Consider the following 15,509-nt stretch of genomic DNA (forward strand, 5'->3'; position numbering starts at 1 on the left):
TCCTTATTTTCTCACTACCCCCAACTCCTCCAAGACTGCTGGATAGAGTTGGTATTCTGCTTCATGTATTCTAGCTTCGAAGGTTTCCAGGGTATCCTCAGCCAGTCTAGGCACACGGACTTGTTTGATAATTTGTCCTGTGTCAACGCCGCTATCAACCCAGTGGACTGTTACGCCACTTTCAGATACTCCTGCCTGCCAGGCATCTTCAATCCCATGGGCTCCTGGAAATTCAGGCAAGTAGGCGGGGTGGATATTGATGATCCGACCTTCGTACTGAGTCAGCAGGGTTGGTCCCACAATCTTCATATAGCCTGCCAAGACCACCAAGTCAATTTGGTGCTGGTCTAATAGTTGGATAAGGGCTTCTTCGTAGGCCTGCTTATCCTCAAACTCTTTTAGTTCAAAAGTAAAAGTCGGTACGCCTAGTTTTTCAGCCCGTTCCAAGACATAGGCATTTCTACGGTCTGAAAAAACAAAGATTACCTCAAACTGCTCTGCGATAACTTGAAAATTGGAGCCGTTGCCTGATGCAAACACTGCTATTCGTTTCATTTGATGACCACACTCTTATCTTCCTTGGCGATGATGCGACCAATGGTGTAAACTTCCTCGTCAACTAGTTGACAGACACTGTCAACCTTGTCTGGACTGACAGCCAGAACTAAACCGATACCCATGTTGAAAATTTCAAACATTTCTTCATGCTTGATGTGGCCGTATTTTTCAAGAGCTGTAAAGATTGGAAGGACTGGAATCTTGTCCTCTTCAATTTCAGCTGCTAGATTGTCTGCAAACATACGGGGAATATTTTCGATGAAACCACCGCCTGTGATATGGGCAATGCCGTTGACCAGCCCTGCTTTTACCAGAGGCAATACCTGCTGGACATAGATGCGGGTCGGCTCTAAGAGGACATCCTTCAGAGCTCTGCCATTGAGCTCTGGCAACAGAGCGTCGCCAGAAACATCTGCAAAAACTCGTCGGACCAAAGAATAGCCGTTGGAGTGGATGCCGCTGGAAGCTAGTCCGAGGAGAATGTCGCCCTCCTGGACCTTACTGCCGTCGATAATCTGGGACTTCTCCGCAATGCCGACAGCAAAGCCAGCCAGGTCATAGTCATCCTCTCCGTACATACCAGGCATTTCAGCCGTTTCACCGCCAATCAGGCCGCAACCAGCTTGGACACAGCCTTCAGCCACACCGGCCACCACCTGCTCCAGCTTGGCTGGTTCATTTTTTCCTGTCGCGATGTAGTCGAGGAAATAAAGTGGCTCCGCACCTGCTGCGATGATGTCATTGACACACATAGCCACGCAATCCTGGCCAATCGTGTCGTGCTTGTCGTACTGAATCGCCAACATGAGCTTGGTGCCGACACCGTCTGTTCCTGATACCAAGACTGGCTCTTTGACATCCAGTTTGGTCAGGTCAAACATACCGCCAAAACCACCAAGAGCTCCCATCACACCCAAGCGTTCTGTCCGAGCTACGTGTTTCTTGATACGCTCGACAACTTCATATCCAGCTTCGACGTCAACGCCCGACTGGGCGTAGGCATTTTTATTTGTCATTTTGATTCCTTTCAACAGTTTACAGGTCTGTCAAGTAACGTTGACACCTCTGTCACTTACTTGACGTTTTCAATGTAGAAACTCGTTTTCTCTTCTAGGCTACGGAGATATTCTTCCTCATAGTCATAGAGAGGCGTTGGAAATTCTCCATCAAAGTAGGCCACACAGAGCCCGCCTTTTGGCGCATCGGTTTCGATGCCTATGGCTTCAATCATCCCCTCAAGAGAAAGGTAGGTCAGACTGTCTGCCCCAATAATCTCACAGACTTCCTCAACTGTATGGTTGGCTGAAATCAGCTCCCGACGGGTCTGAATATCAATGCCATAGAAACACGGGTACTTGAGTTCTGGGCTACCGATAGCCACATGGACTTCTTTTGCCCCTGCATCACGAAGAAGCTGGACAATGCGGCGGCTAGTTGTACCGCGAACAATAGAGTCGTCAATCATGACCACGCGCTTGCCTTTGACAACACTTGAAACGGCTGACAACTTCATGCGAACCCCCTGCTCCCGCAATTCCTGGGTCGGTTGAATAAAGGTCCGCTGGGTATATTGGTTTTTAATCAGCCCCATTTCATTTGGCAAACCAGATTCCTCTGCAAATCCCATAGCCGCAGATAGGGAAGAATTGGGCACACCAACGACAATGTCTGCTTCCTGTTGAAATTCCTGGGCCAAACGACGTCCCATATTTTTACGAGCCGTGTGAACATTGACCCCATGAATCACCGAATCTGGGCGAGCAAAATAGACATACTCCATAGAGCAAACTGCCAGTTGCGTATCTCTTGTATAGCTATCATATTGAATCCCTGAATCATCAATGACGACAATTTCACCAGGCTCCACATCTCGCACCCAGTCAGCCCCCACTACTTCAAAAGCACAAGTTTCACTAGCAACAACCCAAGCACCATTTTTCATTTTGCCAATTGAAAGTGGTCGGAAGCCGTTTGGATCCAGGGCTGCGACCAGCTTGTCCTCTAGCATAATCAGGTAGGCAAAGCCACCTTTAACAGTATTGAGGGCTTCCTTGATTTTTCCCATGAAGTCTGGATTGTGACTGCGGCGAATCAAGTGCATGAGAATTTCAGTGTCAGAAGAAGAAGAGAAAATGGAACCATTTTTTTCAAGTTCAGCCTTCAAACTAACCGCATTGGTCAAATTCCCATTGTGTGCCAAACCCACCTGCATATCTGCAAAATCAAAGAGGAAGGGCTGGATATTATTGATAGAAGCAGAGCCAGAAGTCGCATAGCGGACATGACCAATGGCAGCCGTTCCTGTCAAGGCTTCTAAATCTACTGGATTTTTGAAGACTTCTGCAATCAGACCTGTTCCACGATGGCGACGCAAATGCCCACCATCATTGGCTAAAATCCCTGCCCCTTCTTGACCTCGGTGCTGCAAACTATGGAGACCAAAATAAGTAACCTGAGCAGCCTGCGGATGTCCCCAAATGCCGAAAACACCGCATTCTTCATTGAGTGATTTAACTTCGTATGTCATATTTATTTTCCTGTAAAATAGCGAACCGCTGAAACAAAGAGTCCTTGGTCTTTCTTACCTGGAATGTTTTGGAAAAGACCGTCCTCATACCGCTCTGAATGTCCCATTTTCCCGATAATCTGACCGTTGCGACTGGTAATGCCCTCAATGGCATGGCTAGAACCGTTTGGATTGTACTTAGAATCCATGCTTGGCTGACCTGTAAAGTCAACGTACTGGCTGAAAATCTGACCATTATCCCGCAAGATAGCGAACTCCTCGTCCGTCACTACAAATTTTCCTTCCCCATGAGAAACTGGGATAGCGTGAATATCGCCGACTTGGACACCTGCCAACCACGGAGAGTTGACATTGGCAATCCGCGTTTCCACCATTTTGGCAACGTGCTGGTTGGCATCGTTGTAGAAGAGGGTTGGACTGCTTTCACCCGCCTCCTCAAAGTTTCCATACGGCAGCAAGCCCGATTTGACAAGGGCCTGGAAGCCATTGCAGATACCGATGATGAGGCCACCTTTTTCGATGAATTGGTCAATAGCAGAGCGGACCTTGGCGTTTCGTAAGATGGTCACGATAAACTTGGCAGACCCGTCTGGCTCATCCGCAGCTGAGAATCCCCCTGCAAAGAAAAGAATGTGTGCCTTGTCAATGTTGTCAACCATTGTGTCAACTGACTTTTCAATACTCTCTGCATCCAAGGTCACAAATGGCACCAGATTAACCTTAGCACCAGCCTGTTCAAAGGCCTTAGCAGAATCATATTCTGAGTTGGTACCTGGGAAGACTGGGATGTAGACTATCGGCTCTTCGATAATTTCTTTAGCTTGAATAACTGCTGTATTGGTTACCGCCGGAACATCCTGCAAGTCTGTCGCCTGTTCAAATTCTGTTGGGTAAACCTCTTCTAACTTACCTTCAAAGGCTACCTGTAAGTCCTGCCCTGCTAGGTTGACACCGTTGACAAGGAGTGTGAAGTCAACGGTGGTTTGTCCAATTTTCACAACGTCTGGAATGTCTACTTTCGATGTAAAGACAAATCCGCCAAGCTGACCTGTCAAGCTGGTTTCAAGGTCTGCAAGCTCGACTCTTGCTCCGATTTGGTTTCCAAAGGACATGAGGGCTAGACTTTCTAGAATACCACCATACTTGACTGCACTAGCAGCCGTAATCACGTAATCGCTCTGCCATTTTTCAAAAGCCTCAAAATTAGACTTCATAAGGGCAAAATCAATATCTTCGGACAAAATCTGACCTGGTAAGTAGTAAATGTACTCGCCAGCCGCCTTGAACTCAGGCGAGAGGACCTTGCGACTATCAGCCGTGGTCACACCAAAGGCAACCAGGGTTGGCGGAACTGTCAAGTCCTCAAAGGTGCCAGACATGGAGTCCTTGCCACCAATAGACGGCAAACCAAGCTGAATCTGAGCCTCGATAGAGCCTAGAAGTGCTGCCACCGGCTGACCAAAACGCTCTGCCTGCTTGTCCATGCGTTGGAAGTATTCTTGATAGGAGAAGCGAGCCTTGGACCAGTTGGCGCCTGTTGCCACCAAGCGAGCTGTCGCTTCGATGACCGCGTAGGCTGCAGCGTGATAAGGAGACCATTCTGCCAGATAAGGATGATAGCCCTGAGCCATGACAGAAGCCGTCGTCGTCACACCGTGTTGGACAGGTAGTTTCTGTACCGAACTTTCTGTCGGTGTCAACTGGTGGCGACCTCCGAGTGGGTGGTTGACGGTTGAACGACCAACAGATGAGTCAAAAATCGTCTGCAAACCTTTCTGACTAGCATGGTTGAGGTCTGAAAGAAGGTCTTTCAAGTCCTCTTGTAGTGTTTCGGCAGATGTTACACGTGTTTCTGGTAAGTTGACAGGACTGTCAACTACCTTGGCATCGACGACCACGCGCACACCGTTGGTATCAAGGAAGGAGCGCTCCAAATCAACAATGGTTTGTCCATTCCAAGTCATGACTAGGTTTGATTTTTCCGTCACTTTGGCCACGACAACTGCATGGATATTTTCCTGACGGCAGGCTGCGATGAATGCATCTACATCCTCTGGACGAACAACGACGCTCATCCGCTCTTGTGATTCCGAAATAGCAATTTCCGTTCCGTTCAAGCCTGCATATTTGAGCGGCACCTTGTCCAAGTCGATTTCTAAACCATCTGCCAGCTCACCAATGGCAACGCAGACACCACCTGCACCAAAGTCATTGGATTTTTTAATCAAGCGAGTCACGGCACCATTGCGGAACAAACGCTGAATTTTGCGTTCTTCAATGGCATTTCCTTTTTGGACTTCCGCACCAGCTGTTTCCACAGACTCGACTGTCTGTACCTTGGACGAGCCTGTTGCCCCGCCGATACCATCGCGACCTGTTTTGCCTCCTAACAAGATGACCACATCGCCTGCGGCTGGTTTTTCACGGACCACATTTTCCTTAGGAGCAGCACCGACTACGGCGCCTAGCTCCATACGTTTAGCGACAAAGCCTGGGTGGAAATATTCACGCACATAGGTGGTCGCAAGACCGATTTGGTTACCGTAAGAAGAATAGCCATGTGCCGCTGTTTTAGAAATGATTTGCTGTGGCAATTTCCCTGGACGAGTAGCTGTCAGAGGCTGGGTAATATCACCTGCACCTGAAATTCGCATGGCCTGATAGACATAGGAACGTCCTGACAAAGGATCACGAATGGCTCCGCCGATACAGGTTGCTGCACCACCGAAAGGCTCGATTTCTGTTGGGTGATTGTGGGTTTCATTTTTGAACATGAGGAGCCATGGCTCTTTCACGCCGTCCACATCCACTTCGATTTCCACCGAGCAGGCATTGATTTCATCTGACACTTCCATGTCATCCAGACGACCATTTGCCCGCTCATAGCGACCAAAAATAGTCGCCATATCCATAAGCGTCTGCGGCTTATCTGTCCGACCTAACTCTGTTCGCATAGCCAGATACTTGTCATAAGTCGCCTGCAATTGCTTGTGGAATTTTGAAGCTGAAAAGTCTATAGACCTGAGTTCTGTCTCAAATGTCGTATGACGGCAGTGATCACTCCAATAGGTATCCAAGACCTTGAGCTCTGTTTCAGTTGGTACTCGACCGATTGACTTGAAGTAGTCCTGAATGAAGAGCAGGTCTTCCACTTCCATAGCCAAGCCAGCTTCACGCTTGTAGGTTGCAAATTCTTCCGCCCCATAGCTATTAAAAAAGTCCAAGCTTGGAATAGTCGTATCTGACACCGAAAACTCTTGAGCCACCAAAGGAGCATCCAAGTCCTTGAACCGCGAATCCACAGGGTTCAGCAAATAGTTCTTGATAGCAGCCAACTCTTCTTCCCGCACATCGCCATTCAAAATATAGAGCTGACCTGTATTGACACGCACCTCCTGACGACTGCCCAATAAGAGAAGTGCCTCCTGACTGCTGGACGCCCGCTGGTCAAACTGACCAGGAAGAGCCTCAATCGCAAAATAAGCAGCCTCCGCCAAGTCCAGTTCCGCTTCCGACAAGACCTTGTCCGTCACCTGCTCGGTAAAGATATGCTTAATAGCTTGCTCCAGCAAGTCCTCCTCCAGATGGAAAACATCGTACACCTGCACCAGACGTACACTCATCAAACTTGTCAACTGTAAATTATGGGTCAACTCCTTGCGAAGAGCCTCCGCCTTAATCTGAAAATCCGCCTTCTTCTCAACAAAAATCCGCTTCGCCATATCTTCCAATCCTTATTTCACTTCTTGTAACTTTGCCAATACGACCTCGTAAACCTCGGTCAACTCCCCGAGACCCCGACGGAAAACATCCTTGTCCAGATGGTTGCCATCCGCATCCCACAAACGACAATTATCAGGAGAAAACTCATCCGCCAATAAAATCTGACCAGACGAGTCAACCCCAAATTCTAGCTTGAAATCCACCAAAGTCAGCCCAATCTGTGCAAACAAGTCCTTCAAGAAAACGTTGATTCGTCTTGTTTCTTCCTTGATATAGGCGATTTCTTCTGAACTAGCTAGATTAAGGAAAAAAATATGTTCATCGTTGATAAAAGGATCGTCCAATTCATCTTTTTTATAGTAAAATTCTACGATAGGAGTAGGTAAGGCTATCCCTTCCTCCACCCCGAAGCGTTTTGAGAAAGACCCAGCTGTCACATTTCGCAAAACAACCTCAAGAGGAATAATCTCCACCTTCTTATTCAACTGTTCCGTATCCGACAAACGCTTGATAAAATGCGTCTGGGCACCCGCTTCATTCAATTTTTCAAAAATCAAAGAGGAAATCAGATTATTGAGCCGGCCCTTACCCACAATCTGTTCTTTCTTACCACCATTAAAAGCCGTCGCCTGATCCTTATAAACCGCAACGATCTGGTCGCGGTCAGCCGTTGCGTAGATGTCTTTGGCTTTTCCTGAATATAGAAGGTCTGTTTTCATGAGAATGTTCGCCTTTCGTAAAATATTCTAGTCTTTTCGTTTATTCTAACACACAACATTCGCATCCACAACAAATTTACGGTTATTTAGGAAAAAACAAAGAAAAACGCCCGTAAATTACGAACGTTTTTTCACTTCTTCATAAATAAAATCAACAATATCAGATAGGACCTCAAACTGCTCAATAGCAGCATCTGGGACATCTACATGAAATTCATCCTCCAAATTAAGAACAAATTCCATGATTTCTACTGAATCTGCTGCAATATTATCTGCCAAAGTAGATTCAGGTTGAACTTGAAAATCTTCTCCCTTTTCATCCTGAATTAATTCAACAACCCGCTGATAGACCTGCTCTCTAGTCATGACTCTCCTCCACTACTGAAAATTTGGCCACTGATTTTTCAACAATACCAGCCTCCAAAATCGAACGCGTCTGCTTGATCGTATAGAAAATTGACTGAGCATCGCTGGATCCGTGCGCCTTGATGACAGGTGCTTTCAGACCAAGCAAGACAGCACCACCTGCAGTTTTATAGTCCATAGCCCCCAAGGCCTTTTTCAAGGTTGGTTTAACCAAAAGACCACCCAATTTAGCACGCAGACCACCATTCTTGATTGAGCCCGTCAACTGACCAACGATGGATTTTGCAGTCCCTTCAACTGTTTTCAGCACAGCGTTTCCCGTGAAACCATCCGTCACGACCACATCCGCCACGCTGTTAAGTAACTCACGCGCCTCCACATTGCCAATAAAGTTGATTGACTTGTCTTCCGCCAAGAGTTTATAGGCTTCTTGGTGAACTGGCGTGCCCTTGGTATCTTCCGTACCGTTGTTCAAAAGTCCCACACGAGGTTGTTTGACACCACGCACATGCTCCGCGTAAAATGAACCAAGAATACCATACTGATAGAGGTGATGAGCTGTATTTTCAGCATTTGCCCCCAAGTCCATCATATCAAATCCCTTACTGTCCATAGTCGGCAAGGTAGACATAAGACCAGGACGGTCGATGTTCTTGATGCGACCGACGACAAAGACGCCTGCCGCCAAAAGAGCACCTGTATTTCCAGCTGACAAGACCGCATCTGCCTGACCATCCTTGACAGCCTTGGTCGCTAGGACCATAGAAGCCTCTTTCTTCCGACGAATGGCCTTGACAGGCTCATCATCTGAATTGATTTTCTCCGTCGTATGGACGATGCTGACACGCTCTGTCACTGTCAAATACTGCTTGATTTTAGCCTCATCACCATAAAGTTGAATTTCAATGTCTGGAAAGGCAGCCAAGGCTTGATTGACACCTTCTACCACTGCCTGAGGGGCATGGTCCCCACCCATAGCATCTACTGCAATACGTTTCATTCTGTTTCCTCATTTTCTGTTCTTGGTTTCATAATTTGCCCCCAAGAAGACAAATCATCTATAAATTTCTTGGATTTCAAGTGAATCCCCACATATTCCTCGTACAGCTGGTCAATAAAAAGCCGTAATTTTCGCTTCATCTCAGGCTTGATGGAAATGGTTTCCAGCTCATCAAAGGAAATAGCCTGAAATTGATCAAGTAGATAGGGAACATTGGGATCCAGATAAGCCCGTCGCTCATCTTGTTGATAGTGTTGCGGACACAAGACACCGCTGTACTTGTAGGAATAGTCGAAAGGCAGGCCAACCCGATGACAAAAAGCACACTCGTGAAAATTCAGACTAATCCCAAATCGTCCCAAGAGTTGAATTTCAAAGATATTGGTCAAAATTTCATAGTCCAAACCCGACTCCATCAAATCTAAGGTCTTGACCAAAAATGCAAAGAGGGCTGGGTCATAGACCTTGTCCTGCAAGGCCGCATCTGCCAAGGCCAAGATGTAGGTAGCATAGCTAAGCTTGAAAATATCGCCGTTAATATTCTTAAATGGCTGTACCTGATGAAAATCTTCGATATAAGACAGACCATCATCATTGATTTTAACGATAAAATCCGCATAGGTCAAAGGCTGGATAGAAGCTACCAGCTTGGACTTAGAGGCATGTTTCACAAAAAACATTCGCTTGCCAGCCTTCTCTGTAAAAATCTTGACCAGCTTGTCATCTTCTCGAAAATTCCGATTGTAAAGGACTAATCCCCTAGTTTCAATTCGTTCCATTTTCTTCTAGATATTCCTTCAAACGAACCATAGCTGTTTGAATTTTCTCCATACTTGCTGCATAGGAAATTCGCACATAGCCTTCTCCATACTGACCGAAGGCTGCACCCGGAATTAAGGCCACCGCTTTCTTTCTCGCAAAGTCTTGCAAGAAGCTAAAGGAATCTTGATTGTAACCCGCAGGGATTTTTGCAAAGATGTAAAATGCTCCATCAGGCTTGATAATTTTAAAGCCCAAGTCCGTCATCTTCTCGATGATGTAATCCCTACGCTTGATATACTCCGCCCGCATTGGCAGAGCATCATCCTTACCGTTTTTCAAGGCCTCAACCGCACCATACTGCATAGCAGTTGACGCTGCAGTCACGAGATATTGGTGGCTCTTGATGATTTGAGCGATGATGGGAGCCTGACTCATAATCAATCCAATCCGCCAACCTGTCATGGCATGGGACTTGGACAATCCCTGAATCAAAATGGTCTGTTCTGGCAAAAACTCCGCAATCGAAGTATGGGGCTGGCCAGTGTAAGTCAACTCCGCATAGACCTCATCCGACAGGACAAAGACAGGATACTTACGTAAGACATCCGCAAAGGCCTGAATCTGCTCTCGTGAGTAGGTCACACCCGTTGGATTGGCAGGATAGTTGAGAATGACAGCTTTTAGCTTATCCCCCTGCTCAATAATCGCCTCTTCCAACATCTCAGGTGTCAAAACAAAATCATTTGCCGTCGTATCGATTTCAACGATATCTGCTCCCACCATATTGACAATCGGCTCATAACCAGGATAGGCAGGGGCAGGTAGAAGTACCGTATCTCCAGCTTCCAAAATAGCAACTAAACTCGCTGATAGAGCTTCTGTCGCACCGATTGTAGAGAGGATTTCATTTTCTGGATTATAGTGTAAATTATATTTTTCAGCCACAAACTCAGCTGCTGCTTGGCGCAACTCCAAAAGACCAGCCATACCAGTATAATAGCTCTGGTTAGCATCGATTGCAGCCTTAGCCGCTTCTTTGACATGATCAGGCGTTGTAAAATCAGGCTCTCCCAAGGTCAGTTTCAAAATCCCTGGAACATCCGAAATAGACTGATCAAACTGACGAATCATCGAAACCTCAATCCGATTCAAATTCTTATTAAAACGATTTAATAAATCCATTCTGCCACCTCAAAAACATATAAAACTATTATAATACATTTTGAAAATAAATGTAAAAAAGAAGAGTCAATTGACTCTCCTCATACCTATTTAACACGACTTGCCTCAAACAAAGGTGACAAGGGACGTTTTTCATGAATACGAATAATCGCTTCCGCTAATAATTCTGCCGTTGAAATATGTTCGATTTTATCGATTAAGCGATCTTCTGCAATTTCAATTGTATCAAGAACAACCAATTTCTTAATTGCTGACTTACTAATGTTATCCATAGCAGGCCCTGACAATACTGGGTGCGTACATGAAGCATAAACAGCTGTTGCCCCTGCATCTGCCAAAGCATCCGCTGCATGACAGATGGTACCCGCAGTATCAATCATATCATCAATCAAGATACAAGTCTTATCCTTAATATCACCAATAATGTTCATCACTTCTGATGTATTCATCTTATCAACACTACGACGTTTATCAATAATAGCAATCGGTGTCTTCAAGAACTGTGCTAACTTACGGGCACGTGTCACACCACCATGGTCAGGTGATACAACAACATAGCCATCACCTACCATACCACGACGCTCAAAATAATCCGCAATCAATGGAGCCCCCATCAAATGATCAACAGGAATGTCGAAGAATCCCTGAATCTGCGCAGCATGCAAATCAATTGTCAACAAACGATTGACCCCTGCTGTCTGCAACATATTAGCTACCAATTTTGATGTAATTGGTTCCCGTGCACGAGCCTTCCGGTCTTGGCGTGCATAACCATAATAAGGCATTACTACGTTTACTGATTCAGCAGATGCACGTTTAAGAGCATCAACCATAATCAAAATTTCCATTAAATTATCATTAACTGGTGAGCTAGTGGATTGAAGAATGTACACATGAGTTCCACGAATGGATTCCTCAATATTTACCTGAATTTCACCATCTGAAAATTGACGAACACTTGATTTTCCAAGAGGAATTCCTATTTTTTTCGACACCTGTTCAGCTAACTTCTGATTTGACGAAAGAGCGAACAATTTTAAGTCAGTAAACGCCATGACAGCCTCCTATATATTTCTACCTTTACTATTTTAACCCTTTTTCCTTCATTTTTCAAACAAAAATAGAGCGCAAATCCACACGCTCTATTTGAAAATTTCTTAATATGGAGGGTAAATGTAGTAAACTGCTCCCTCAGAAGTCGTTGTTGGATTGAAATAACCACCACGATGGTTACCAATATAACGGCGACCCATGTAGTTTGACTCAACAACTTGGATACTTGTTGAAGATTGAACAGCCGTAACCACCGCTACGTGCCCATAATAACCACCTGTCCAAACAGCAATCGCACCTACTTGTGGCGTAGAACCTGTACTAAAACCTTCAGCACGTGCTGATGCTAACCACTGCTTAGCATCTCCCCAGTAAGGACCAACCCATGAAAGTTGAGATTTAACTCCCCAAGTACACTCACCAACTGGGTAAGATGAAGCATCATAACGCGCATTATTTGCTGCCGCTGAACTACCTGAACCTGATGATGTAGATGTTGTAGGTGTACTTACCGTTGGTGTAGATTGTGATACTGTTTGAGTAGGAGCTGCAACCGTTTCAGTCACTGTAGTTTCTACTGGCGTTGACACGACTGGTGCTGATACTGAAGCTACTTGTTGCTGTGCTAGGGCTGCCTGTTGTGCTTGATACTCCGCTTGACGAGCTGCCGCTTGACGAGCTGCTTCTTCTGCAGCTGCTTTTTGCACCAACAATGAATTTTTCTCATCTTCAGCAGTAGCTTTCTGCACAGCCAAATTTAACTTAGCAGCTTCCAATTCAGCCTGACGCACTTGCAATACTTGAGCATCATCTTCCAATTTTTGGCGATTAGCTGCCAAAGTAGTGATTGCCTCTTGGTTTGCCTTTTGTTTTTCAACAATTGCTTCCTTATCAGCTTTTTGTTGTTCCAACATACGGTTATTAGCTGAAACAATCTCACGCATTGCATTAACACGCGAAACAGCATCAACAATTGATTTTGAATCTAAAATTGTATTAATATAGCTTGAAGCAGAGCCATCAACTTGAGCACTACGCGCCTGCTCCTTTAAAGCACCATCACGTGACACAATATCAGCTGACAAACGCTCAATATCTGCCGCCAATGTCTGCGATTCTGCTTCCAAACGAGTATTTTCTTCTGTTAATTTCGCCTGTTCACTAACAATTGCATCAACTTGTCCTTGAATAGCATCAACTTGTTGTTGAGCTTCAGCTTGTTGTGCTGTCAACTCACTAATCTGTTGATTTTTTGCTGCAATCTGACTATCTACATCATTCGCACTAATCACAGCTACATAATTAGCATTAGATAGAACGACTGTACTTAACATAATTGTAGCCAAGATTTTTTTCTTCATATCCGAACATAACTCCTCTATACTTTCTGACTCTCTCATTTTATCAAAAAAATTGCGTAAGTATATTACGCAATTATTACATTTCTATGTCTTGTTTGTTATTCCAAATAAACGCTCAAATAACGGCTGTAGTACGAAAAATAAGGCCAAATTGAATAGTAAACTTGGAAGTAATTTATTAAAAACAAAGATAAACACAGACAAGTTTGTTATATGAAAAATACGAGCAAATGAATAACTAATAAATTCAAATTGAAAAATAGCTACTAGTAAAATCAGAATATTAATTCCTCGCTTGCTGACTGCACTTTGGAAGAAGAAATAGATACAATACAAAACTAAAGGAAGGGTTGTAGTAGCAATACCAATCAGATTAAGATAACTAATATCATATACCAAACCTAGCAAAGTAAATATGAATAATGAAAAACCAAGAGACACATAGTTAGCATAAAAAATAGCTAACATAAGTACCAAATGACTTGAAATAGTAAATAATCCAACCGACCAATTTGTTACCAACGTTGAAATCTGTCCATCAAGTAATAAAATAAAGAACAAGATGGGAAACATGAATATTTCTATCATTTTATTGCGCATTTGTTTGACCTACCACTAAAACCGAATAAATGTTTGAAAAACTAGCTGTCGGCTCAACATATACTTCTCTATTTAAACTGTTACTATTTGATTTAACCGATAAAACTTTACCAATTTGGACATTTGCCGGAGTTGCACCAGCCAAATCACTCGTTACAACATTGCTACCCACTGCAATTTCATCAGCTGAGTTCAACTGATTAATGATAAAACTATTTGTATCTGCATCATAGCCTGATAAAATACCATAAATTTCTTTAGAATCAACAGAAATTTTCACAGGCAACTTCGTGAATTCATCCGAATTCGTAAATAAGGTAACAACCGCCGAATCTGAACTCAATGAACTCACGATGCCAACTAATCCACCATTAGCAACCACAAGTGCATTAGATGTCACACCACTAGTCTTACCAATATTAATTGAAATATGCTCCGACCACGATGAAGGAGTCCTCACTAAAACTGATCCTGGAATAAGTTGTTTTTCAGGAAAATCAGATACCACACCTAAACTGCTACGAAGCGATGCATTCTCTTCTTTCAAGCTAGTATTTTCAGCAGCCATCCCTTCAAGGCTCATAATAGCTTCCTTTAATTGTTTATTTTCCTCGTAAGCGTTCATCAAATCTGTCAAGACATCTTTCTGCTCAGAAAAAAATCTAGTAGGTACTGAAATAACCGATTGAATTGGCGTTACAACAACACTAACGATATTATTTAAATATGGTAGCTGTAACCCTTTAGAGAAAGTCACAAACAAAAGAGAAAATGACAGTAATAAAAAGATAGAAACAACTACTACTAATTTTGAAAATTTATTCATAATAGACCCTCACCAAGATACAATAAAACGAGAATATCAAGCGATAATCTCGTTCACTACGGAGAATAAGGGATTCGAACCCTTGCGCCAGTTACCCGACCTAACGATTTAGCAAACCGTCCTCTTCAGCCTCTTGAGTAATTCTCCATCAATATAATATGGGCACGAGTGGAATCGAACCACCGACCTCACGCTTATCAGGCGTGCGCTCTAACCATCTGAGCTACGCGCCCAAGATAATAAACTTGGACAAAGTTAAATTAATGGCGCGAGACGGAATCGAACCGCCGACACATGGAGCTTCAATCCATTGCTCTACCAACTGAGCTACCGAGCCAAATTCTTAAAGAAATTGCGGGAGCAGGATTTGAACCTACGACCTTCGGGTTATGAGCCCGACGAGCTACCTAGCTGCTCCATCCCGCGGTAGTAGAAAAGGAGGATGTGGGATTCGAACCCACGCACGCTTTTACACGCCTGACGGTTTTCAAGACCGTTCCCTTCAGCCGGACTTGGGTAATCCTCCAATAATATGGACCTTGTAGGACTTGAACCTACGACCGCTCGGTTATGAGCCGAGAGCTCTAACCAGCTGAGCTAAAGGTCCAGCAAACAAGAGTATATAGCGGCGAAGGGGATCGAACCCCCGACCTCCCGGGTATGAACCGGACGCTCTAGCCAGCTGAGCTACACCGCCAAAATAATATAATCGGGAAGACAGGATTCGAACCTGCGACACCTTGGTCCCAAACCAAGTACTCTACCAAGCTGAGCTACTTCCCGATACTATTAAAAATAAAGCTCCCCTAACGTCTCCATTAAGCGAGTGATG

At 44.5% G+C, this 15,509-nt stretch carries 13 protein-coding genes and 8 tRNA genes; all 21 read right to left on the reverse strand.

Annotation, left to right across the window (positions count from 1 at the left end; all coding sequences use genetic code 11):
* Positions 1-3: 3 nt before the first annotated feature.
* A complete protein-coding gene (purN, locus tag ODU46_RS08405; protein ID WP_174854257.1) occupies positions 4-555 on the reverse strand; it encodes a phosphoribosylglycinamide formyltransferase in 552 nt (183 codons plus the stop codon).
* A complete protein-coding gene (gene purM / locus ODU46_RS08410; RefSeq protein ID WP_105121295.1) occupies positions 552-1,574 on the reverse strand; it encodes a phosphoribosylformylglycinamidine cyclo-ligase in 1,023 nt (340 codons plus the stop codon). The genes purN and purM overlap by 4 nt, the downstream gene beginning before the upstream one ends.
* Positions 1,575-1,630: 56 nt before the next feature.
* Positions 1,631-3,085, reverse strand: a complete 1,455-nt coding sequence (gene purF / locus ODU46_RS08415) for an amidophosphoribosyltransferase (RefSeq protein ID WP_024389655.1) — start codon at positions 3,083-3,085, stop codon at positions 1,631-1,633.
* A 2-nt stretch (positions 3,086-3,087) separates the two neighbouring features.
* Positions 3,088-6,807: a phosphoribosylformylglycinamidine synthase gene (locus ODU46_RS08420; RefSeq protein ID WP_398579507.1), complete on the reverse strand. Its 3,720-nt coding sequence runs from the start codon at positions 6,805-6,807 to the stop codon at positions 3,088-3,090.
* 12 nt (positions 6,808-6,819) lie between these two features.
* Complete coding sequence (gene purC / locus ODU46_RS08425; protein ID WP_398579508.1) at positions 6,820-7,527, reverse strand: phosphoribosylaminoimidazolesuccinocarboxamide synthase; 708 nt, start codon at positions 7,525-7,527, stop codon at positions 6,820-6,822.
* Between the two features lie 117 nt (positions 7,528-7,644).
* Positions 7,645-7,893, reverse strand: a complete 249-nt coding sequence (locus ODU46_RS08430) for a phosphopantetheine-binding protein (RefSeq protein WP_398579509.1) — start codon at positions 7,891-7,893, stop codon at positions 7,645-7,647.
* Positions 7,886-8,893, reverse strand: a complete 1,008-nt coding sequence (gene plsX / locus ODU46_RS08435; protein ID WP_398579510.1) for a phosphate acyltransferase PlsX — start codon at positions 8,891-8,893, stop codon at positions 7,886-7,888. The genes ODU46_RS08430 and plsX overlap by 8 nt, the downstream gene beginning before the upstream one ends.
* Positions 8,890-9,672: a DNA repair protein RecO gene (gene recO / locus ODU46_RS08440; protein ID WP_024385103.1), complete on the reverse strand. Its 783-nt coding sequence runs from the start codon at positions 9,670-9,672 to the stop codon at positions 8,890-8,892. Before recO ends, plsX begins: the two co-directional genes overlap by 4 nt.
* Positions 9,659-10,837, reverse strand: a complete 1,179-nt coding sequence (locus ODU46_RS08445; RefSeq protein WP_029172090.1) for a pyridoxal phosphate-dependent aminotransferase — start codon at positions 10,835-10,837, stop codon at positions 9,659-9,661. Before ODU46_RS08445 ends, recO begins: the two co-directional genes overlap by 14 nt.
* An 86-nt stretch (positions 10,838-10,923) precedes the next feature.
* A complete protein-coding gene (locus ODU46_RS08450) occupies positions 10,924-11,892 on the reverse strand; it encodes a ribose-phosphate diphosphokinase (RefSeq protein WP_002935337.1) in 969 nt (322 codons plus the stop codon).
* Between the two features lie 102 nt (positions 11,893-11,994).
* Positions 11,995-13,251, reverse strand: a complete 1,257-nt coding sequence (gene pcsB, locus ODU46_RS08455; RefSeq protein WP_044683398.1) for a peptidoglycan hydrolase PcsB — start codon at positions 13,249-13,251, stop codon at positions 11,995-11,997.
* 84 nt (positions 13,252-13,335) lie between these two features.
* Positions 13,336-13,851 (reverse strand): rod shape-determining protein MreD, encoded by a 516-nt coding sequence (gene mreD / locus ODU46_RS08460; RefSeq protein WP_024385106.1) that lies wholly within the window; start codon positions 13,849-13,851, stop codon positions 13,336-13,338.
* Positions 13,841-14,677 carry a rod shape-determining protein MreC gene (mreC, locus tag ODU46_RS08465; RefSeq protein ID WP_105136225.1) on the reverse strand — a complete coding sequence of 279 codons (837 nt, stop codon included), beginning with the start codon at positions 14,675-14,677 and terminating at the stop codon, positions 13,841-13,843. Before mreC ends, mreD begins: the two co-directional genes overlap by 11 nt.
* A 59-nt stretch (positions 14,678-14,736) precedes the next feature.
* Positions 14,737-14,824, reverse strand: a tRNA-Ser gene (locus ODU46_RS08470).
* 12 nt (positions 14,825-14,836) lie between these two features.
* Positions 14,837-14,910: transfer RNA gene (locus tag ODU46_RS08475), tRNA-Ile, on the reverse strand.
* A gap of 31 nt (positions 14,911-14,941) precedes the next feature.
* Positions 14,942-15,014, reverse strand: a tRNA-Phe gene (locus ODU46_RS08480).
* A gap of 15 nt (positions 15,015-15,029) precedes the next feature.
* Positions 15,030-15,103, reverse strand: a tRNA-Met gene (locus tag ODU46_RS08485).
* A 10-nt stretch (positions 15,104-15,113) separates the two neighbouring features.
* Positions 15,114-15,203: transfer RNA gene (locus ODU46_RS08490), tRNA-Ser, on the reverse strand.
* A gap of 7 nt (positions 15,204-15,210) precedes the next feature.
* A tRNA-Ile gene (locus ODU46_RS08495) sits at positions 15,211-15,284 on the reverse strand.
* A gap of 16 nt (positions 15,285-15,300) precedes the next feature.
* Positions 15,301-15,374: transfer RNA gene (locus tag ODU46_RS08500), tRNA-Met, on the reverse strand.
* Between the two features lie 12 nt (positions 15,375-15,386).
* A tRNA-Pro gene (locus ODU46_RS08505) sits at positions 15,387-15,460 on the reverse strand.
* Between the last annotated feature and the right edge of the window lie 49 nt (positions 15,461-15,509).

This window comes from Streptococcus sp. 2020WUSS089 (assembly GCF_044427405.1).
GTDB classification, from domain to species: Bacteria; Bacillota; Bacilli; order Lactobacillales; family Streptococcaceae; genus Streptococcus; species Streptococcus hashimotonensis.